This is a genomic window from Rhizobacter sp. P2_G4, from assembly GCF_056403575.1.
Genome location: NZ_JBFUFG010000007.1, coordinates 1 through 21,008, shown reverse-complemented (window position 1 = coordinate 21,008; position 21,008 = coordinate 1). Strand labels below are relative to the sequence as shown.

Sequence of the window (21,008 nt, the reverse complement as noted above, 5' to 3'; positions counted from 1 at the left end):
TGGACGCGCCGGCGTGCTGCGCCGCGACAGAGGAGCACCACCCTCTCGTTTACCCTGGAAACGCCTTCGCCAGCCGCAAGATCGGCAGCCGAAGGCGCAAGATCGTGACCGTCCAACGAGGCAAGCCGAAGGCGACGCTGAATAGGAAGGACTTGTTCAGCGTTGCCCCAAGCCCGAAGGGAGCATGCCCGATTGCTCAGCGAGCGTTGAGGAGACGAACATGGGTCGGAACCAGGGGTCAGTGCGGGCCGTATCGGCACTCGCAACGAGTCTGTTCGTTGCAGGCCTGGCACAAGCAGCCGATCCACCCGCCAAGCTGAAGGGTTCTGACACGACGGTCGTGCGCCCCAGTGATCTGTTGCCGCCGCGTGTGGTGCCACCTTGCAAGCCGGGCCATTGCCCGTTTGCCGGCCAGCATGTGACGGTGTTGGTTGTCGACGGCCAGGCGATCGGCACGCCCTTGCTGGAGTTGAAGCAGGAGTACGAGGCGGCCACCGGCGCCACGCTCGAGGTGGTGCAGGTGCCGCACGAGGAGGTGTTCGCCAACCTGATAGCGGACCTGAGCAACGGCACCGGCCGGTATGACGCCTGCATCGCTGGCGCCTGGTGGATCGGCGAACTCGTTGGCAGCAACTACATCCTCCCCTACGACCGCTACTACAAGGATCCGCGCTTCCCGGCGTGGGACATTGACCAGGTGCTGCCGGCGCCGCGCAGCCTGCTCGAATTCGCCGGCCACAAATACATGGTCGCCAACGACCACGACGGCCAGGTGATGTACTACCGCCGCGATCTGCTGGCCGACCCGAAGCACCGCGCCGCCTTCCAGAAAACCTATGGCTACGCGATGGCAGTGCCTGCCACCTGGAAGCAGTTCCGCGACGTGGCTGAGTACTTCAACGGCAAGGACATCAACGGCGACGGCGAGCCGGACCACGGCGTGCTGCTGCCGCTGCGGGCTGGCGCGCAGGGCATGTTCCATTTCATGTCGCTCTCGGCGCCCTTCGTGATCGGCCCAGAGAACCCAAAGTCGTACTGGTTCGACCCGCACACCATGAAGCCCTTGCTGGACGGCCCGGGCCACGTGCGGGCCCTGACCACGCTGGTGGATCTGGTGCAGTTCGGGCCGAAGGAAATGCTCAACTGGGATCTCGGCCGTGGCTGGGACTATTTCCTCTCCGGCCGCGCTGCGCTCACGCTTACCTGGGGCGACCTTGGCGCGTTGGCGCAGCAGCCAGGCAGCAAGGTGCGTGGCAAGGTCGGCTCGGCTCAGCTACCGGGCACGCTCGAGTACTACGATGCGGCCCGGCAGAAATGGGTGAAGACGGAGCAGCCCAATCGTGTGGGCAACAACACTGGCGGGTCGTGGGCGGGTGTGATCTCCCGATTCTCGAAGGCCCCGGCCGCCACCTACTACCTGCTCGCGTTGATGGCCTCGGAGCCCAAGTCGCGCGTGTACGCTGCGCGCGGCTGGGACGGCATCGACCCCGGGCGCCGCTACCACCTGCTGCCGCCCAAAGGCACCGGCAAGCTCGACGACTACCTCAAGGCCGGGTGGGACGGCGCTGACGTGCGCGACTTCCTGCAAGCCTACGACGACACGTTCAGCAACCCGCTGCAGTTGCCGTACCTTCGGATTCCCGGTGCGTTCAGTTACTGGCAGTCGCTGGACCTGCGCCTGGCTGCGGCGGCGAGCGGGCAACTGACACCCCAGGCCGCGCTCACATCGGCATCGGTCGACTTCGAGGAGATCACGGTTCGGCTTGGACGCCAGGCGCAGCGCAGCGCCTTCCGCGCCTCCCTCGGCCTGCCACGCTGAACCTGAACCCATTTGGCGCACTCCCCGTGACATGACAGAAGTACCGTCTGACACACCCGCCGTGCCCATTGCGCCTGCCACGCCCGACGCCCCCGCGGTGAAGGCAGGGCGGTGGTATGAGCTTGGAATTGCCGGCAAGCTGACGGTGGCCTTCGGCGTCCTGGCCGGTGTCACCGTGCTCGTGGTGGTGCTGGCGCTGCTGGGCGGGCAGCGGCTCACCCGCGACATCGCGCTGGCCGAGAACCTGCGCCGTCCCGCGTCTCTCGCCTCCACGCAGGCACAAGCGAGCCTGCTCAGCATGCAGCTGCATGTGCGCGGCTACCTCGTGCTCAGCGACCCGCAAGACGTACAGCAGTACCAGGCGGCGCGCCGCGAGTTCGAGCGCAGCCTGGCCTCGCTGCAGGCGATGTCGAACAGCTGGCCCGAAGTCGAGGCGGCTCGCCTGGTCAGCGATTTGACCGCCGACTATCGCCGCTGGGAGGGCTTGCCGAAACAGCTGTTCGACCTGCACGACAACCCGCTCAAGAACCAGCCGGCGCTGCGGCTCTCGCGTGTCGACGTGCAGGCGCGGCGCGTCCAGGTTCTGGACGGCATCAGCAGCATCATCGAGCTGCAGAGGTCTCGCCCTTCGAGCCCGCAGACGCGTGAACTGGTGGGAGACCTGCTGCGCTTCCAGACCTCGTTCGACGCGATGGTGACGAACCTCATCGCCTACGGCGCGTCGGGGGAGCTGAGCTTCAAGTTGGCCTACGGGCCGCAGCTGTCTAACAATGCCGCTGCATGGAATTCGGTGGTGGCCGGTCGCGCCATGTTCGACAAGCAGCAGAACGTGCTGCTCGATCACCTGGCGCGCCAGCGCGCCGAGGTGACTCAGCTGGCACTGCAGATCGTCAGCATCCTGAATGGCGAGCGCGCCTACGAAGACCTCTATCTGTACCGCACCCAGGTGGCGCCGCAGGCCGAAGTGATGCTCGAGCGTCTGGCCAAGCTGACGGCGGACCAGCAAGTGCAGCTGGGCAATGCGCTCACCGGCATGGTTCGCACCATCACCGGGGCGCGGCTCGCCGCCGCGGCGGTCGCCCTGCTGGCACTGCTGGCGGCGGTGGTCCTGGCCTATTGGTTCCAGCGCAGCATCGTGGGGCCAGTTCGCCGCCTCACGGGTGTGGCCGAACGCGTCGCTGCCGGCGACCTCTCGGCACGCGCCGCGGTCGAGTCGAGCGACGAAATCGGGCTGCTGGCGCGCAGCATCAACACCATGACGCAGCGGCTGGCGGACACCATCGCCCACCTCGAATCGGTGTTCATCGAAGCGCAGCGCGCCAAGGACGCCGCGGAGATCGCCAACCGTGCAAAGGGCAGCTTCCTGGCCAACATGAGCCACGAGATTCGCACGCCGATGAACGCGATCCTCGGCATGTCGCACCTGGCCTTGCAAAGTGGCCTCGACCCGAAGCAGCACAACTACATCCAGAAGGTGAACGCCTCGGCCGAATCGCTGCTGGGCATCATCAACGACATCCTCGACTTCTCGAAGATCGAGGCCGGCAAGCTTGACATCGAGTCCATCCCGTTCGGGCTCGGCGATGTGATGGACAACCTGAGCAACGTGGTCGGCATGAAGACCGACGAGAAGGACCTGGAGCTGCTGCTGGAGATGCCGTTGCAGCTGCCGACGGCGCTGGTGGGCGACCCTTCGCGGCTGGGCCAGGTGCTGCTGAACCTGGGCAACAACGCCGTCAAGTTCACCGAAAGGGGCGAGGTCATCGTGGCGGTGAACATCCTCGAACAAGACGCCACCTCGGTCCGGCTGCGCTTCGAGGTGCGCGACACCGGCATCGGCATGAACCCAGAGCAGCAGGAGCGCCTGTTCCAACCCTTCACCCAGGCCGATGCCTCGACCAGCCGGCGCTATGGCGGCACGGGTCTGGGCCTCGCGATCAGCCGGCATCTGGTGCACCTGATGGGCGGTGAACTCGCGGTCGAGAGTGTGCCGGGCCGCGGCAGCCGCTTCTACTTCGAGATTGGCTTTGGGCTGCAGCCAGGCGCCGCGGCAGAGCAGCGACTCAGCGGTGACGACAGCCTGTCCGGCACCCGGGTCCTGATCGTCGACGACAACGCCGCCGCGCGCGAGGTGCTCATGGCGATGAGCCAGGCGCTGGGCCTGCAGGTCGATACCGCCACCGGTGGCGAAGAAGGGCTGCGGTACGTGAAGCAGGCGGACGCAAGCGACAAGCCCTATCAGTTGCTGCTGCTGGACTGGAAGATGCCCGGTATGGACGGCGTGGCCTGCGCGCAGGCGCTCGTCGATGGCGCGGGACTGCGCCACCCGGCACCGCTCGTGATGATGGCCACGGCATTCGCGCGAGAAGAAGTGCGCCAGCACCTGGCCGATCGGCAGTTGAAGGTGGGCGCGCTGCTGACCAAGCCGGTGACGCCCTCGGCGCTGCTCGATGCTTGCGTCACCGTGCTGGGCCGCGCGCCGCTGGCCCCCACGCGCAGCGCGCGGCGGGCCGATGCGCTGCTCGACCGCCGGGCGGCGCTCGCGGGAGCGCACATCCTGCTGGTCGAAGACAACGCGTTCAACCGCGAATTGGCCGTGGACCTGCTGAGCCGCGTTGGTGTTGTCGTCAGCGTCGCCTGCGATGGCCAGGAGGCCTTGGATGCGCTGGCCCGCGAACGCTTCGACGCCGTGCTCATGGACTGCCAGATGCCGCACATGGACGGCTACACCGCGACCCGGTTCTTGCGGGAGCGGCCGTCGCTGCGAACCCTGCCGGTGATCGCGATGACGGCCAATGCGATGGTCGGCGACCGCGAAGCCGTGCTTGCGGCCGGCATGGACGACCACATCGCCAAGCCCATCGTCGTCGAGGAGATGTTTGCGACCCTGGCGCGCTGGATCAAGCCGGCGCGGCTGGCTACGGCGCAGGGCGAAGCAGACACTGGCGTGGGCAGCCCACCGCAATCGCCCCGCGTCGACAAGACGAGCGGCCTGGCCAATGCCGGAGGCAGCGACGCGCTGTACCGCCGCATGCTCAACCTGTTCTCCGAACGCGAGGCGGGGTTCGTGCAGCGCTTCCGTGCCGCGCGAGCTGCAGGAGATCCCGAGGCGGCCATGCGCGCTGCGCACGACCTGAAGAGCGAGGCCGGCACGCTGGGCATGCCGGCGCTGGAAGAAGCCGCCGCTGCGTTGGAGCGGGCTTGCATCGACGGTGCAGGCGACGCTGATGTGGATGCACTGCTGCAGAAGGCCTCCGCACAACTCGACGAAGTCTTCGACGAACTTCGTGTCGCCGAGACCGCCGAGGCAGCGCGGAAACCTCCCGATCGGCTGCCGGAAAGTCTCGCGTCCTACAGCCCCAAGGACTTCCGGTAGGCGCTGCGCTGCCGGTCGCGGCCGAGGCGCAGCGTGATCTCCTCGAAGTCGACCGCGGCGGCCTTCAATGCCATCTCGGCGCTCAGTTGCCCGGCCACCGCCTCGCCCAAGTGCACATCGAGCGCCTGCCAGTAGCTGAAAGCACCGGGGATGCGCAGGTAGGGGAACTGCAGCTTGTTGTTGAAGTTCTCGTAGTACGCATGCAGATAGTCTCGAACGTCGCGCTCGTCCCATCCGGCATTGAGGTAGGTCTCGATCTTTCCGGAGCCGTCGGGCGGCAGGAAGTGGAACGTGCGCCCAGGGTCGATGCCGTCCCAGCCACGCACCGCGTACACCTGCGACTTTTCCTTGGTCGCCAGCAAGGCGAGCAGGTAGTAGGTCGCCTCGGGCGCCTTCGAGTACTTCGAGATCACTCCCGCCCACGACCCACCGGTGGTGTTGCCCACCACGTTGGGTTGAGTGACGGCGATCCAGTTGTTGCGCGCCGCGCTGAAGTACTCGCGCGTGCCAGGCACCGGGGCCGAGCCGATCTTGCCCTTGACCTTGCTGCCCTTGTCCTGCGCCAGCGCGCCCAGATCGCCCCAGGTGAAGGTGAGCGCAGCACGGCCCGCAAGCAGGTAGTCCCAGCTTTGGCCGAGGTCCCAGTTGCGCATGTCCTTGGGCCCGAACTGAACCAGGTCCACCAGCGCCTCGAGCGCACGCACGTGGCCCGGGCTCGCGATCAGCGGCCGCATGTTCTGGGGATCAAACCAATACGACTTCGGATTGTCTGGGCCGATCACGAACGGTGCCGAGAACGACATGAAATGGAACATGCCCTGGGCGCCGACCTTCAGGTGCATGGACAGCCCATGGTCGGCCACGCCGTCGCCGTTGAGATCCCGCCCGTTGAAGTACTCCGCCACATCACGGAACTGCGCCCAGGTCTTCGGCACGTCGAGCGCATAGCCGTACTTCTGGCGAAACGCCGTGCGATGCTGCGGGTCTTCGATCAGGTCGCGCCGGTAGTACATGATCTGCCCATCGTGGTCGTTCGCGACCATGTACTTCTTGCCCGCATACGACAACAGGCTGCGCGGCCCGGGCAGCACGTCGTCGAAGCTCCACTTGGGGAAACGCGGGTCCTTCAGGTACTTGTCGTACGGCAGGATGAAGTCGCCAGCCACCAGTTCCCCCAGCCACCAGGCGCCCGCGTAGGCCGCGTCGTACTGGCCCGCATGGGTGGTCAGGTCGGACATGAAGGTCGGGAACAGATCCTGGTGCGTGAACTGGGCCAGGTTGAGCTTTGCACCGGTGGCTGCTTCGAATTCAGCCTTCAGTTCGCCCAGCGCTCCTTCGTTGGCTTCCTTCACGATCATCATCGTGACGGTCTGTCCGGCGAAGGGGCAGCGACCCGGTTTGCAGGGTGGAACCACCTTCGGTGGAACGACGTCGCCGACGTTCACTGTCGAAGCCTTGTAGACCTCGGTCTTCGGCTTCGCGTCCTGCGCTGACACCATGGTTGCGAACGTTGCGATCAGCAAGCCCGCCCACTTCGATCCTGCGCTCATGGCCGTCTCCTCTGGGTTGTCGGCACAGGTGCATTCTGCTCCGGCGCTTGCCCGTGTGGACTCTTTCAAGGCATGGGGTGAGCGAGGATTGCGCTGGCGGAATTGGCTGTATGCGGCGCCAAGCTTCACGCCTCCTGCCGGTTCAATCTCTTTGCTGCTCAGCAGAGGAGTGCTGCGTAGCTCGGGCGCATGAGTGTCGCAACCTGACAGCCTTCGGCCGAACAGGCTTACCGGCTTTGGATACTCTTGAGGTCCCGTGCTGCCAGCTCGTAACCCAAGGATCGCCCGCATGTCGATGACGCTCTCTTTTCACCATGCCCTCCGCGGCGCATCCTTCGTCGTCCTGGCGGCGCTTCTCGCTCTGCACGGCGCTCACGCGCAGGCGCAGCAGGCAGCTGCGCCATACGCCGGCCCGCTGTTCGACGCGCACATGCACTACAACGTGGAGGCGGTCGAGCCGCACCCCGTGCCGGATGTGCTGGGCCGCATGCAGCGCAGTGGCGTGCGTGCGGTGGTGTCCAACAGCCGGCCCAACGATGGCACCAAGGCATTGGCGGCTGCACGCGAACAGACGCGGCGTGCGGGTGTGACGGTGGTGCCGTTTGTTCGGCTCTACCGCAATCGCGCCGACTACAGCGGCTGGCACGCGGACCCGAGCATCGTGGAGATGGTGTTGAGCGAACTGGCGGCTGGCACCGAGACCGGGCCTTACCGCGGGCTGGGTGAGTTTCATCTCTACGACAGCGCCAATGCAGACGGCCCCACCGCGCGGCGGTTGATGCAACTGGCCGAGCAGCGCGGCCTGGCGGTGCTGGCGCATGTGGACGATGTGGCGATCGAGAAGCTGATGGCCCACGCGCCGAAGACCAAGCTGATCTGGGCGCACACCGGCATCGGCGGTGTGCCGATCGAACGCGTGCGCGCGCTGCTGCAGCGCCATCCTACGTTGATGGGTGAGCTGTCGTACCGGCCCGGGTTGACACAGGCTGGCGGCGGGCTGAGCCCGGCATGGCGTGCGCTGTTGACCGAGATGCCCGAGCGCTTTCTGGTCGGCTCGGACACCTGGATCAACGAGCGGTGGGACGACTACGAGAACCTGATGCAGCAGGCCCGGCGCTGGCTCGGTGACCTGCCGCCCGCGGCGGCTCGCCGCATCGCCTGGGGCAATGGTGCCGCGCTGTTCGGTTTGCCAGCAGTACCGGACCGCGAGTGAGGCCCCGCCGGAACTCGCGACTGCCCGGCGTCAGCTTCGTTGCAAGGCCGAGAGCAGGGGCCCGACGGCGCTGATGCTCGTGACGATGTGGTCGGGCTTGCGACCCATCTCGTCGAAGGTGCCGCTGCGGTTCACCCAGCAGGTGGGGTAGCCGAAGTAGCTGGCGCCGGTTGCGTCCCACGCGTTGGATGAGACGAACAGGATGGACGCCCGCTCCACGTGCAGTTGGCGCTCTGCGAGCTCATACACCGTGGCATGTGGCTTGAAAGTTCGCACGCTGTCGACGCTGATGAGGTGCTTGAATTCAGCGGACAGCCCCGCGTTGCGAACCACGGTGTCGATGGAGTGGGTGGAGCCGTTCGACAGGATGGCGAGCGCGTATCCGAGGCTGTTGAGTTGCTTCAGCGCGGCGGGCACATCGGGAAAGGGTGCGAGCCGCAGGTAGGCGTCGCACAGCGTTGTCTTGCCGACCGCGCTCAAGTCGAGCTGGAGAAACTTGCACGCATACACCAGCGCATCGGCCGTGCATTGCTCGAAGTCGGCGTACTGCTGCATCAGGCTTCGAAGCCAGGTGTATTCGAGCTGCTTCTGGCGCCAAAGTGCGCTGATTTCGCGGCCGCGTCCGGGGTATTCGCTCTCGCAGGCTGCGGCGACCGAATGCACGTCGAACAAGGTGCCGTAGAGGTCGAAGACGATGGCTTTGATCTGTGGCATGGCGTGGTTCTCCGACGTGACGCTGTGAATCCACCCGCTCGCTTCTCAGGCCGCGGCGTGGCCGAGATGCCGCCTGAACAGGCTGAACAGCCGCTCCCAGTGCCGCTCGGCCGCCGGCTTGTTGTAGATGCCGACGCGCAAAGGGAATGCGAAGCCATGCTCCGCACCCGGATACCACTCGACGCGGTGCGGCGTGCCGGCGGCCTCGAGCGCCGCCTTCAACTGCGCGACCGCAGGTGGCGGTGCCCACTTGTCGATCTCGGCACAGGCGAAGTAGGCCTCGCAGCGGACCTTGTTTACCACGCGGTGCGGTGAGTCTGGCTGGTCGGTGACCATGTTGGCGCCGTAGATCGACGCGATGCAGCGCAGCCGCTCGGGGAAGGCCCCTGCCGCCCACACGACGAAGGGCCCGCTCATGCAGTAGCCCACCGCGCCGACGCGCGAGGTGTCCGCTTGCGGCAGGCTGTCGACGAAACGCAGCATCGCTTGCGTGTCGCACTCGGTGGTGAGGCGGTTCAGCGAGTGCATGTGGCCGAACATCTCGGCCATGCCCGCTTCGGTGCGCTCGAGCAGGCGATAGTCGCGGCTTCTGCGGTAGTAGAGGTTGGGCAGCACGACGCAGTAGCCCACGGTCGCGAGGCGCCGGGCCATGTCGTGCAGCTCCTCGCGCTTGCCCGGTGCGTCCATGTAGAACAGCACGGTGGGGAAGGGGCCGCCTTCGTCGGGGTAGGTGACGAAGGTGTTCATGGCGCCGTCGGCGGTCGGGATGTCGATGTGTTGTTCGATCAAGGTTGTCTCCTTGGTGTTCTGATGGGGTGGAGATTCGCGGTCTCGCACTGCCGGGCAACTCTATCCGCTCCATACCCACAGCGCGTCAGGCGTGAGCGGCTTGGATCAGAATCAAGGCTTCCGCGTTCTAGATTCGAGAGCTTGCCGTGACAGTCAGAGAAATCCTCAAGATGGGCGACCCGCGCTTGCTGCGCGTGGCCAAGCCGGTGAAGCAGTTCAACACGCCCGAGCTGCACGCGTTGATCGTCGACATGTTCGACACCATGCATGCGGCCAACGGAGCGGGCCTGGCGGCACCGCAGATCGGCGTCGACCTGGCGCTGGTGATCTTCGGATTCAAGAAGAACGACCGCTACCCTGATGCCCCTCCGGTGCCCGAGACGGTGCTCATCAATCCGCAGATCACGCCCTTGGCGGATGACGAAGAAGAGGGCTGGGAAGGCTGTCTGTCAGTGCCCGGCCTGCGCGGCATGGTGCCGCGCTTCGCGCGCATCCGCTACACCGGCTTTGACCCCAAGGGCCAGCCGATCGACCGTGAGGCCGAGGGTTTCCACGCACGCGTGGTGCAGCACGAGTGCGACCACCTCATCGGTAAGCTTTACCCGATGCGGGTGCGCGACTTCTCGCAGTTCGGCTTCACAAGCGTGCTGTTTCCCGAGCTGGACCCGGCAGACGACGATTGATTTGCCCGGCGCCCGAGCCCGAAGGTTTGCTAAGAAACGTTTCCCGGTCAGCGCATTGCGTGTCCAGCGCGTTGTAGACGCGTGGAACCCCTGCGGTTCGCTCTGCTCCAACGCGAGACCATGCACATGAAACATCTGGAACCTGGCGCGCGAGCGCGCGCATTTCAAGCTCGGCCCTGGCTGGGTCTGCTGATCGGCCTGGTGTTGGCAACGCTGCTGGCTGCCGTCTCGATGCAGTCGGCCCGCGCTGCCGACGCATCCGATCCCCCGGAGCGCGCCGGCCGCCTGGCCGAGGTGAATGGCCAGGTGTGGATCTATGCCACCGACAGCGGGGAGTGGGTTGCCGCCCAGCGCAACCGACCCATCACGACCGGTGACCGCCTCTCGACCGAGAACGACGGCCGGGCCGAAGTGCGGGTTGGCTCCTCGGTGCTGCGCATCGCCGGCAACACCGAGATCGAGGTGCTGCAACTGGACGACGACCACGTCAGCGTGCAACTGCACAGCGGCAGCGCCACGGCCCGTTTGCGCACGCGCGAAGCCGCCAATGAATTTGGCCTCGCCACCGAGGAAGGGCGCTTTCGCACCGAGCGCCCAGGTAGTTACCGGTTCGACCGCATCGACGACACCAGCAGTGCCACCGCGCTCAGCGGCCAGGCCGTCTACGAAGGCGATGGCACCGCGCTGACGGTGCAGCAAGGCCAGCGCGTCGAGTTCTGGAAAGAGCGTGGTGCGGCGCAGTACTCCATCACCGAGCCCAAGCGCGACAGCTTCGGCGACTGGGTGGCCTCACGCGATTCACGCGAAGAACGCAGCGTCTCGACGCGTTATGTGTCACCCGAGATGACTGGTGCCGAAGACCTCGACCGCTACGGCAGCTGGGAGCAGACCCCCGACTACGGCGCCGTGTGGATTCCACGTGAAGTGGCTCCCGGCTGGGCGCCTTACCGCATGGGCCACTGGGCCTGGGTCAGCCCGTGGGGCTGGAGCTGGGTTGACGATGCGCCCTGGGGCTTTGCCCCGTTCCACTACGGCCGCTGGGTCTGGCTGCGCAACAGCTGGTGCTGGACGCCTGGGCGCTACGTGGCTCGCCCGGTCTACGCGCCGGCTCTCGTCGCTTGGGTGGGTGGGTCGAACCTGAGCGTCTCGATCACGGCGGGCCGTGCGCCCACCGTCGGCTGGTTCCCGTTGGCGCCGCGCGAGGTCTACGTGCCTGGCTACCGCGTGAGCCCCCGCTATGTGCGCAATGTCAACGTGACGCAGGTGACCAACATCACCAACATCAACGTCACGAACATCGTCAACAACCCCGGCCGCGCGATGGCCGACACGCCCTACGTCAACCGCCGTCTTCCGCATGCGGTGACGGTGGTGCCGGCATCGGTGGTCGAGCGGCGTCAACCGGTGGCTCCGGCCATCACGACAGTGAACGATCGGGTGTTGCGCGACATGGTGCGCGAGCGTCCGCGTGCCGACGCCCCGGTGGCTGCACCTCCGCGCTTTGCCCCGGGCACGCGCCCGGTCGGCGACCCGCGCATGTCGCGCCCGGGTTCGCCGTCGAACAGCGCCGGCTTTGCTCCGGGCGCTCCGGGTCAGCAAGCTCAGCAGCCGGGCGGACCGCGCGTCAATGGCGAGCGGCCTGGAGATCGAGTCGGCGACCGTGGTGACCGACCTGGTGACCGCGCCGGTGACCGCGCAGGGGAGCGCCCTGGAGACCGTGCCGGTGATCGACCTGGCGACCGCGTTGGCGAACGCCCAGGCGACCGGGCTGGAGCAACGCCTCCTGGCGCCGTGCGCACACTGCCTGCCCCGGCCACCGGTGTCGCTGCCCAACCGCAGCAGCCGGGTGCCACCCCGCCGCGTGCGGGTGGCAACAACGGCGGTGAAYGTCCGAACGAACGCCCAGGGGACAACAACCGACCCACGCCGCCCGTAGCGAACACCGCACCCGAACCGGCCGCACCCGTGCAGCGCCCGCAAGACACCCGTGAGCGTGAACGTGATCGCCCGGGCCGCGGTGGTCCTACCGCTGTGGTTCCCACGGCACCTGTGAACCCAGGTGCGCCGGTGGCCAACGCACCGCCGCCGCAGCGCGGAGGCTTCGTGCGCAATCAACCGCCACCCGCACCGGATCGTGCAATGGCACCGCAACGCGAAGAGCGCGTTCGCCGCAACCCCGAGATGCCTGGCCCGCCGCGCGCTGCTGTGCAGGCGCCACCTGCGGCGCAACCGCATCCGCAAGCGCCGCCACCTCAGGTTGCGAGGCCGGCTCCTGCTCCACACGTTCCTGCGCCGGCTCCGGCTGCGCGTCCGCCTGAAGTTCAGCGGCCGCCGCCGCAAGCCGCGCGCGAAGCACGCCCGCAGCAACCCGAGGGGCGGCCGGGCCAGCGTGAAGGGCGGGGCGGAGACAGGGAGCGCTGATCGCTTTCTGATCAGCGCGACGTTTCGCTGCCGAGGTTCAGCGCAGCATCGGCTTCAACCCCACCCACACGTTGGCCAGCATCGTGGGGTGGGCTTGTTCTTTCGGGTGAATGCGATCGGCCTGGAACAGCGATTCGAAGTTCGGCACATCGGCCACACCCTTCAACAGAAAGGGAACGAGCGCCGCGTTTTCCGTCTTCGCAACATTCGCGAAGAGCGCTGCAAAATCGTCGCTGTACTGCCGACCGTAGTTGGGTGGCACCTGCATGCCCACCACCAGCACCTGTGCACCCGCCGCCTTCGCGGCACGCGTCATGGCCAGCAGGTTGTCGCGCGTGCTGTTCAAGGGCAGGCCGCGCAGAGCGTCATTGCCGCCGAGTTCGATGATCACGATCGTCGGCTGGTGCTGCTTCAGCAAAGCCGGCAGACGCGAGCGGCCGCCGGAGGTGGTGTCACCACTGATGCTGGCATTGATCACTGTGGCCGATCGCTTGTCTTGCACCAGGCGCTGATCGAGCAGAGCGACCCATCCCTTGCCGCGCTCCAGGCCGTACTCGGCCGAGAGGCTGTCGCCCACCACCAGGATCACCTGCTTCGCCGCACCCTGGGCCGCGTGGGCCATTCCGGGCAACACCATGCTGGCGAGCGCAAGCGCGGTACAGTGCCCCAGCCATTTTCTGCGCGTCATTCCCATTCGATACCGGCCTTTCATGTCTGAATCCATCATTGCTGTCGAGCGCGTCACCAAACAAGTGCAGGACTCCAGCGGCCTGCTGACGATTCTCCATGAGATCGACTTCACGCTCGCGGCCCGGCAGTCAGCAGCCATCGTCGGCGCCAGCGGGTCTGGCAAGAGCACCTTGCTTTCGATCATTGCGGGTTTGGACACGCCGACCACCGGAACGGTTCGCCTGGGCGGCACCGATTTGTTCGTGCTCGATGAAGACGCCCGCGCAGCCGTCCGCGCAGCCAAACTCGGCTTCGTGTTCCAGAGCTTCCAGTTGCTCGGCAATTTGACGGCGCTAGAGAACGTGATGCTTCCCCTGGAACTGCAAGGCCGCAACGACGCCCGCGTGCTGGCGACAGAGATGCTGCAACGCGTGGGGCTCGGCGAGCGTTTGTCGCACTACCCCAAGGTGCTCTCAGGCGGCGAGCAACAGCGCGTGGCACTGGCCCGAGCCTTCGTCGTAAAACCCTCCGTGCTGCTGGCCGACGAACCCACCGGCAGCCTCGACTTCGCCACCGGCGAGAAGGTGATGGAACTCATGTTCGAACTCAACCGCGAAGCCGGCACGACGCTCGTGCTCGTGACCCACGACCGCTCAATCGCAGCACGCTGCGATCGGCAACTCCGAATAGAAGCCGGCCGCGTCGATCTGAGCTGAACAAAAACAAAAGGCGCTCCGAAGAGCGCCTTTTTGTATCAGCCGATCGCGGAAGCAAAGCGACCCGCCCCTCAAGCAACGCCAGTGGATCCGGCTTTGCCGGTCCACCAGGCGGCGCCCCTCGGGGGCAGGAGCACAGCGACTGGGGGGCCCATCACTCTCCGGTGAACTTGTAGTCGGTCTTGGCCTTGGCCTTGATGTCATCACGGAACTTCGTCAGGCGCTGCTGACCCAGGCGCTGCTGGATCTGCGGCTTCACTTCGTCGAAGCCCGGGAACTGCGCTTCACGCGTGTCTTCGAGCTTGATGATGTGATAGCCGAACTGCGTCTTCACCGGCGTCTGTGTCATCTCGCCTTTCTTCAGCGCCGACAGCGCTTGCGAGAACTCGGGCACGTACGAGTTGGGGTTCGCCCAGTCGAGGTCGCCACCGTTCTGGCCCGATCCCGGGTCCTTCGAGTTCTTCTTGGCCAGCTCTTCGAAGCTGGCGCCGCCCTTGATCTGCGCGATCAGGGCCGTGGCGTCTTCTTCCTTCTCGACCAGGATGTGGCGCGCGCGGAATTCGGTGCCGCTGGACTGCGCCTTGAACTTGTCGTACTCGGCTTTCATCTCGGCGTCGGTGACCGGGTTCTTCTTGGTGTAGTCGTTGAAGAGCTCGCGGATCAGGATGCTCTGGCGCGCCAGTTCCATCTGCGTCTTGTATTCCGACGATGCAGCCAGGCCGCGCTTCTCGGCTTCCTGCATGAACATTTCGCGCAGCACGACTTCGTCTTTCACCTGGGCTTCGAGTTCAGGCGTGCGTGGCTGGCCGCCTTGCTTGGTGGCTTGCTGCAGCAGCGTTTCAACGCGCGACTTCGGTACGGGCTTGCCGTTGACGATGGCCACGTTCTGCGCTTGTGCGCCAGCGGGCAACAGCAGCGCAACGGAGACTGCCAGCAACGATGCGTGGGCAGCAAGAGACAGCTTCTTCATGGGCTTGGGGCCTTTCAACGGGAATGGAAACAGGGGAGGCGAGAGGGCTGTTCGATGACACGGCCGGGGACGCTGATGCGCGGGCGGTGTGTGGTCGGTGTCAGCGGGTGTTCAGCTTTCGCCCGGAGCGCGGGCGTCGATGGCGAGCGCGTGGATACCGCGCGGAATCAAAAGGTGAAGGGCATCATATACGAGGCGATGCCGCTTGATGCGTGACAGATCGTTGAAGCGTTCGCTGACGATTCGCACGCTGAAATGCCGGCCCTCGCGCGCGCCTGCATGGCCAGCATGGAGGTGGCTGTCGTCGGTGATTTCGAGTGCTGCGGGCTGCAACGTTTCGCGAAGCGCGGCTTCGATGTCTTGTGCGGTGACGGCCATCGTGTGCGCTCAGCCAGGCAGCTTCGGCGTGTCGGATTCGCCGGCTTCCGGCTTGATGTGGCGCGTGAGGTAAACGCCTTGCGCGACCACGAACAACACCATCAGCCCGGTGAAGCCGAAGAGCTTGAAGTTGACCCACGCGTCGGTGGAGAAATTACGCACGACGTACAGATTGATGAAGCCCATCGCGCCGAAGAACGCGACCCACGCGAGGTTGAGCCGGCGCCAGATGGCATCGGGCAGATCGATCTGCTTGCCCATCATGGCTTTGATGAGGTTCTTGCCGAAGAAGCTCTGGCTGATCCACAGCGACAAGGCCATGAACCAGTGCAGCACGCTGGGCTTCCACTTGATGAATTCTTCGCTGTGGAACCACACCGTGGCGCCGCCGAGCGTGACCACGATGCCCAGCGACACCCACAGCATCATGTCGACCTTCTTGCCACGTGCCAGCAGGTAGATCACCTGCAAGGCCGTGGCGGCGATCACCACCAGCGTGGCGAGCAGCACGGGTGCTTCGCCCGGGCCGACCACACCGCCGGAGACGAGAAAGCCGAAATGGTCGGAGGCAAAACGCGCCGCCCAGTCCTTCTGGGCTTCGGCGTACTTGAAGGTTCCGAAGAACAGGACGATGGGCAGGAAATCGAACAGGAGTTTCATCGGAACGGGCGCGCGGCACTCTCTCGGGTCAGGGGTTCAGGTCGTGGGCTTGAAGTCTATCGCTGCCGAGTTGATGCAGAAGCGCTCGCCGGTCGGCTCGGGGCCGTCTTCGAACACATGGCCCAGGTGCGAGCCACAGTTGTTGCAGCGCACTTCCACCCGCACCATGCCGTGGCTCTTGTCGACGACCCGTTCGACCACTTCGCCGTTGATCGGTTCCCAGTAACTGGGCCAGCCGCAGCCAGCATCGAACTTGGTATCTGACCTGAACAGCGGGGTACCACAGCCGACGCAGTTGTACTGGCCTTCCTTGAAATGGTCCCAGTACTTGCCGGTGAAGGCACGTTCGGTGGCGGCATGGCGCGCAACCTCGTACTGCACCGGGTCGAGTTGCGCACGCCACTCGGCGTCGGTTTTCTCAACTTTGTACTTGCTCATGATGAACAGGACACCTCGATGGTCTGCGCCCAGTCGGGCGGAAAGTCGGCATAGGCCGCGTGTTCAGGCTGCTCGTCGAAGGGGCGCTCCAGAACTTTGAGGAGGCGCTGCGTCTCCGTGAAGTCTCCCGCCTGGGCTTGCTGGATGGCCACTTCGGCCAGATGGTTGCGAAGCACATACTTGGGGTTGACCCGGTTCATTCGCAAGGCGCGTTCGGCGTCGACGCTGCTTTCGGCACGCAGCCGTGCGGCGTAGCCCGTGGCCCAGGCGTCGAAGGCTTCGCGGTCCAGAAAGAGGTCGCGCACCTCTGCGTTCGCTGCGTCTTCCGCGGTGCTGAACTGGGCCAGCCGACGGAAGGTGATGCTGAAGTCGGCCTTGTTGTCGGCCATGCACTTGAGCAGGCCATCGATCAGCGTGCGGTCGTCTTCCTGTGCCGTGGCGAGGCCCAGCTTGTCGCGCATCTTCTGTTCCAGCGCCTGCGGGAAGGCGGTCTTGTACGCCTCCAGCGCTTCGAGCGCGTCGTCCGGCTCGCCGATCAGCGGCAGCAGACCCTGGGCCAACGCATGCAGGTTCCAGAACGCGGCATTCGGCTGACGCGCATAGGCATAGCGGCCCTGGTGGTCCGAGTGGTTGCAGATGTGGCCAGGGTCGAAGACATCGAGAAAGCCGAAGGGGCCATAGTCGATGGTCAACCCGAGGATCGACATGTTGTCGGTGTTCATCACGCCGTGGCAGAAGCCGACTGCTTGCCAGTGCGCCATCAGCTCGGCGGTGTTGCGGGCCACGGTTTCGAGCAGCGCCACATACGGCTGTGGCGCCTCGCGGCACTCGGGGTAATACGCGTCGATGACGAAATCAGCCAGCTGCTTCAACGCTTCCGGGTTTGCGGCGGTGTGCGCAAAGTGCTCGAAGTGGCCGAAGCGGATGAAGCTCGGTGCCACCCGCGTCACGACCGCGGCGGTCTCGATGGCTTCGCGGCGCACCGGCAGCGCGGAACCCGTCACGCACAAGGCCCGCGTGGTCGGAATGCCGAGCCCGGCCATCGCCTCGGAGCCGAGGAACTCGCGGATCGACGAGCGCAGCACGGCCCGCCCGTCACCCATGCGCGAATACGGCGTGAGGCCGGCGCCTTTGAGTTGCACTTCCATCGGGCCATTCGGCGTCTCGACTTCGCCGAGCCAGTGCGCGCGGCCGTCACCGAGCTGGCCGGCCCAGACGCCGAACTGGTGGCCGCTGTAGACGCTGGCCAGTGACTGCATGCCGGCACCGAGCGCATTGCCGCTCAAGACCTGCAGCGTTTGGTCATCGGTGGGTTGCTGCGTGTTCGCGAGGCCCAGCAACGCCGCGCATGAAGGGCTCCACGCCACCCAATGCGGGTCGGGCAGGCCCTGCGGGAGCAGCGCGGTGTAGAAGGTTTCGCCCAGTGACGCAAAGCGGTTCGACCACCGTTCGCCCCACAGTGCAGACATGTTCGCGACATCGAGTACAGCAGCCATCGCGGCAGTTTAGCCAGTGGCCCGAATCTCATTCTCTCTAGGGGTAAACAGCAGGAATTCAGGGGGCAGGGGCCTTCCTATCATCCTTGCATTGCCCTCACTGAACCTGGAGAAGAACATGTCTCGCCTGCTTGGCCAAATGATGGAAATGCCGCTGATGATCTCGTCGCTGATCGTGCATGCGGCGCGGCATTCCGCCGACACCGAGATCGTGTCGAAGCGCGCCGAAGGCGACCTGCATCGCTACACCTACAAGGACTGCGAGCTGCGTTCGCGCAAGGTTGCCCAGGCCCTGGCCCGGCTCGGCTGCGAGGCCGGCGACCGTGTCGGCACGCTGGCCTGGAACGGATACCGCCACCTGGAGATCTACTACGGCACCTCGGGTTCGCAGCTGGTGTGCCACACGATCAACCCGCGCCTCTTCCCCGAGCAGATCGTCTGGATTGCCGAAGACGCGAAGGACCGCGTGCTGTGCTTCGACCTGACCTTCCTGCCGCTGGTCGAGAAGATCGCGCCGCTTCTCAAGAGCGTGAAGCACTTCGTGCTGATGACCGACCGCGCGCACATGCCGGCCAGCACCGCGATCCCCAAACTGCTGTGCTACGAAGAGCTGGTCGAAGCCGAAARCGGTGTCTACGCCTGGCCCGAGTTCGACGAGCGCACGGGCTCGAGCATCTGCTACACCTCGGGCACCACGGGCAATCCGAAGGGTGCCGTCTACAGCCACCGCTCCACCTTGCTGCACACATTCGCGTCGGCCTTGCCCGATTCGCTCGGCTGCTCTGCGAAGGACGTGATCCTGCCGGTGGTGCCGATGTTCCACGTCAACGCATGGGGCCTGCCGTATTCCGGCCCGCTGGTGGGCGCCAAGCTGGTGATGCCCGGCCCGCACCTCGACGGCAAATCGCTCTACGAGCTGTTCGAGAACGAGAAAGTCACCTTCAGCGCGGGCGTGCCGACGGTGTGGCTCGGCCTGCTCAACTACGTGGTGCAGAACAAGCTGAAGTTCAGCACCTTCAAACGCACGGTGATCGGCGGCTCGGCCTGCCCACCCGCGATGATGCGTTCGCTGCAAGAAGATTTCGGCGTGGAGGTGATCCACGCTTGGGGCATGACCGAGATGTCGCCGCTCGGCACGCTGGCCAAGCTCAAGGGTAAGCACCTCGACCGCGACCGTGAGCAGCAGCAACGCCTGCTCGCATCGCAAGGGCGCGTGGTCTACGGCGTCGACATGCTGATCCTCGACGACGACAACAAGCCCTTGCCGTGGGACGGCAAGTCGTCGGGCAACCTGGTGGTGCGCGGGCCGTGGGTCATCAGCAGCTACTTCCAGCGCGACGAGTCGCCGCTCGTGAAGGTGGATGGGCAGGACTGGTTCCCGACCGGTGACGTGGCCACCATCGATGCCGACGGCTTCATGCAGATCACCGACCGCAGCAAGGACGTCATCAAGTCGGGTGGCGAGTGGATCAGCTCCATCGACCTCGAGAACATCGCGATGTCGCACCCTGCGGTGCACGAAGCGGCTGCCATTGCATGCCGTCATCCAAAGTGGGACGAGCGTCCCTTGCTCGTCGTCGTGAAGAAGCCCGGCGCGCAGCTCACGCGCGAAGAGATGCTTGCCTTCTTCGAAGGGCGCATTGCTAAGTGGCAGATCCCCGATGACGTCGCATTCGTCAGCGAGATTCCTCACACCGCGACGGGCAAGATCCAGAAGCTCAAGCTGCGCGACCTCTTCAAGGATCACGCGTTACCGATGGCTTGATCACAGCGTTCCGCAGAGCAGTTCTGCGCGTGGGTTTCACTTTGCATTGCCGTGCATTTCCGGGTATTCCTTGAAGCTTGGCAATGCCTTGTTCAGTTAATGTCACCACGTCGGTTCTTAGTACCTCAGGAGACATTCAATGAAGCTCACGAAGAAGATGTTCGGCGTATCGGCCGCGGCTGTTCTTGTGCTGCACAGCGGCCTGGCCGCAGCGCAAGCCGGTGAAACGGTGAAGATCGCTTTCATCGATCCGCTGTCGGGGCCGATGGCCAACATCGGCACGAACATCCTGCACACCTTCCAGTTCATGGCCGAGCGTGAAGGTGGCAAGGCGAACCCGGCAGGCGTGAAGTATGAAATCGTTCCCTTCGACAACAAGGGCTCTCCGCAAGAAAGCCTGAGCGTACTGAAGGCCGCGACCGACCAGGGCATTCGCTACGTGGCGCAGGGCAACGGTTCGGGTGCTGCGGCCGCGCTCAGCGACGCGATTACCAAGTACAACGAACGCAACCCCGGCAAGGAGATGGTGTACTTCAACTACGCAGCCGTCGACCCTGATCTGACCAACAGCAAGTGCAGCTACTGGCACTTCCGCTTCGACGCCGACACCTCCATGAAGATGGAGGCGATGACGACGTACATGAAAGACGATGCGTCGGTGAAGAAGGTCTACATCATTGGCCAGAACTACGCGCACGGCCACCAGGTTGCCAAGTACGCCAAGGAAACGCTGGCTCGCAAGCGGCCCGACGTGCAGATCGTCGGCGAAGACCTGCACCCCATCGGGCAGGTGAAAGACTTCGCTCCGTACGTTGCCAAGATCAAGCAGTCGGGCGCGGACACCGTGATCACCGGCAACTGGGGCAACGACATGTCCCTGCTGTTCAAGGCAGCCAAGGACGCTGGCCTCGTCGTCAACTGGTACACCTACTACGCAGGCGCCACCGGCTCCCCGGCCGCCCTGGGCGACTATGGCATCGGCAAGGTGAAGTACGTGTACGGCTCGTACCCCAACCTGCCGGGCGAAGGCATCAAGGTGCTCGAAGGTTTCGAAAGCAAGTACAAGGGCGAAGACTTCAGCACCGCCACCGTGATCCACCTCTTCAAGACGCTGGGTGCCTCGATCGCCAAGGCGAAATCGACCGACCCGGTGAAGGTGGCCAAGGCCATGGAAGGCATCTCGGTGAAGAGCTTCTCGGGCGACATCACGGTGCGCGCATCTGACCACCAGCTGCAGCAGACGCTGTACCTCGCCACCTGGCAGAAGGCCGACAAGAAGAACCCGATCGCACGCGAAGGCACGGGCAACACCTGGATCGCCGAGAAGGTCTTCGAGCCCTATGTATCCAGC

At 65.2% G+C, this 21,008-nt stretch carries 17 protein-coding genes; 8 read left to right on the top strand and 9 right to left on the bottom strand.

Going from position 1 to position 21,008, the window contains the following annotated elements:
• Positions 1–220: 220 nt before the first annotated feature.
• Both AC1DYS_RS22610 and AC1DYS_RS22605 read left to right on the top strand, forming a co-directional pair.
• Positions 221–1,819 carry an ABC transporter substrate-binding protein gene (locus AC1DYS_RS22610; protein ID WP_477903328.1) on the top strand — a complete coding sequence of 533 codons (1,599 nt, stop codon included), beginning with the start codon at positions 221–223 and terminating at the stop codon, positions 1,817–1,819.
• Between the two features lie 31 nt (positions 1,820–1,850).
• Complete coding sequence (locus AC1DYS_RS22605) at positions 1,851–5,195, top strand: response regulator (protein ID WP_477903326.1); 3,345 nt, start codon at positions 1,851–1,853, stop codon at positions 5,193–5,195.
• Here the strand turns inward: AC1DYS_RS22605 and AC1DYS_RS22600 are convergent.
• Positions 5,171–6,745 carry an ABC transporter substrate-binding protein gene (locus AC1DYS_RS22600; RefSeq protein WP_477903324.1) on the bottom strand — a complete coding sequence of 525 codons (1,575 nt, stop codon included), beginning with the start codon at positions 6,743–6,745 and terminating at the stop codon, positions 5,171–5,173. The genes AC1DYS_RS22605 and AC1DYS_RS22600 overlap by 25 nt on opposite strands.
• A 289-nt stretch (positions 6,746–7,034) precedes the next feature.
• Between AC1DYS_RS22600 and AC1DYS_RS22595 the strand changes: the two genes are divergently transcribed.
• The gene (locus AC1DYS_RS22595) at positions 7,035–7,958 is read left to right on the top strand and encodes an amidohydrolase family protein (protein ID WP_477903322.1); all 924 of its coding nucleotides are present in this window, start codon (positions 7,035–7,037) and stop codon (positions 7,956–7,958) included.
• Between the two features lie 30 nt (positions 7,959–7,988).
• Here the strand turns inward: AC1DYS_RS22595 and AC1DYS_RS22590 are convergent, their stop codons facing one another.
• Both AC1DYS_RS22590 and AC1DYS_RS22585 read right to left on the bottom strand, forming a co-directional pair.
• Positions 7,989–8,672 carry a haloacid dehalogenase type II gene (locus tag AC1DYS_RS22590; RefSeq protein ID WP_477903320.1) on the bottom strand — a complete coding sequence of 228 codons (684 nt, stop codon included), beginning with the start codon at positions 8,670–8,672 and terminating at the stop codon, positions 7,989–7,991.
• Between the two features lie 45 nt (positions 8,673–8,717).
• Complete coding sequence (locus AC1DYS_RS22585) at positions 8,718–9,461, bottom strand: dienelactone hydrolase family protein (RefSeq protein ID WP_477903319.1); 744 nt, start codon at positions 9,459–9,461, stop codon at positions 8,718–8,720.
• Positions 9,462–9,607: 146 nt separating this feature from the next.
• Here AC1DYS_RS22585 and def point away from each other — a divergent pair, with 146 nt between their 5' ends.
• Together def and AC1DYS_RS22575 are read left to right on the top strand one after the other, a co-directional pair.
• A complete protein-coding gene (def, locus tag AC1DYS_RS22580; protein WP_477903317.1) occupies positions 9,608–10,144 on the top strand; it encodes a peptide deformylase in 537 nt (178 codons plus the stop codon).
• A 126-nt stretch (positions 10,145–10,270) separates the two neighbouring features.
• Positions 10,271–12,565: a DUF6600 domain-containing protein gene (locus AC1DYS_RS22575; protein ID WP_477903315.1), complete on the top strand. Its 2,295-nt coding sequence runs from the start codon at positions 10,271–10,273 to the stop codon at positions 12,563–12,565.
• 37 nt (positions 12,566–12,602) lie between these two features.
• Here AC1DYS_RS22575 and AC1DYS_RS22570 read toward each other — a convergent pair whose 3' ends face one another.
• Positions 12,603–13,259, bottom strand: coding sequence for an arylesterase (locus AC1DYS_RS22570; protein ID WP_477903313.1), 657 nt, complete (start codon positions 13,257–13,259; stop codon positions 12,603–12,605).
• Between the two features lie 16 nt (positions 13,260–13,275).
• Between AC1DYS_RS22570 and AC1DYS_RS22565 the strand changes: the two genes are divergently transcribed.
• Entirely contained in the window at positions 13,276–13,950 is a 675-nt protein-coding gene (locus AC1DYS_RS22565; protein WP_477903311.1) for an ABC transporter ATP-binding protein, read from the top strand.
• A gap of 154 nt (positions 13,951–14,104) precedes the next feature.
• Here the strand turns inward: AC1DYS_RS22565 and AC1DYS_RS22560 are convergent, their stop codons facing one another.
• From AC1DYS_RS22560 to AC1DYS_RS22540, 5 genes are all read right to left on the bottom strand, one after another.
• On the bottom strand, positions 14,105–14,920 hold the full coding sequence (locus tag AC1DYS_RS22560) for a peptidylprolyl isomerase (protein ID WP_477903309.1): 816 nt from the start codon (positions 14,918–14,920) through the stop codon (positions 14,105–14,107).
• Between the two features lie 111 nt (positions 14,921–15,031).
• On the bottom strand, positions 15,032–15,298 hold the full coding sequence (locus AC1DYS_RS22555) for a BolA family protein (protein ID WP_477903307.1): 267 nt from the start codon (positions 15,296–15,298) through the stop codon (positions 15,032–15,034).
• 9 nt (positions 15,299–15,307) lie between these two features.
• Positions 15,308–15,958: a septation protein A gene (locus AC1DYS_RS22550; RefSeq protein WP_477903305.1), complete on the bottom strand. Its 651-nt coding sequence runs from the start codon at positions 15,956–15,958 to the stop codon at positions 15,308–15,310.
• A 36-nt stretch (positions 15,959–15,994) separates the two neighbouring features.
• Positions 15,995–16,396, bottom strand: a complete 402-nt coding sequence (gene msrB / locus AC1DYS_RS22545) for a peptide-methionine (R)-S-oxide reductase MsrB (RefSeq protein WP_477903303.1) — start codon at positions 16,394–16,396, stop codon at positions 15,995–15,997.
• The gene (locus AC1DYS_RS22540; protein ID WP_477903301.1) at positions 16,393–17,865 is read right to left on the bottom strand and encodes a protein adenylyltransferase SelO; all 1,473 of its coding nucleotides are present in this window, start codon (positions 17,863–17,865) and stop codon (positions 16,393–16,395) included. Before AC1DYS_RS22540 ends, msrB begins: the two co-directional genes overlap by 4 nt.
• 145 nt (positions 17,866–18,010) lie before the next feature.
• Here AC1DYS_RS22540 and AC1DYS_RS22535 point away from each other — a divergent pair, with 145 nt between their 5' ends.
• Positions 18,011–19,657 (top strand): 3-(methylthio)propionyl-CoA ligase, encoded by a 1,647-nt coding sequence (locus tag AC1DYS_RS22535; RefSeq protein ID WP_477903299.1) that lies wholly within the window; start codon positions 18,011–18,013, stop codon positions 19,655–19,657.
• Between the two features lie 139 nt (positions 19,658–19,796).
• Positions 19,797–21,008, top strand: a 1,212-nt coding sequence (locus AC1DYS_RS22530; protein ID WP_477903297.1) for a branched-chain amino acid ABC transporter substrate-binding protein, incomplete at its 3' end; no start/stop codon positions are given.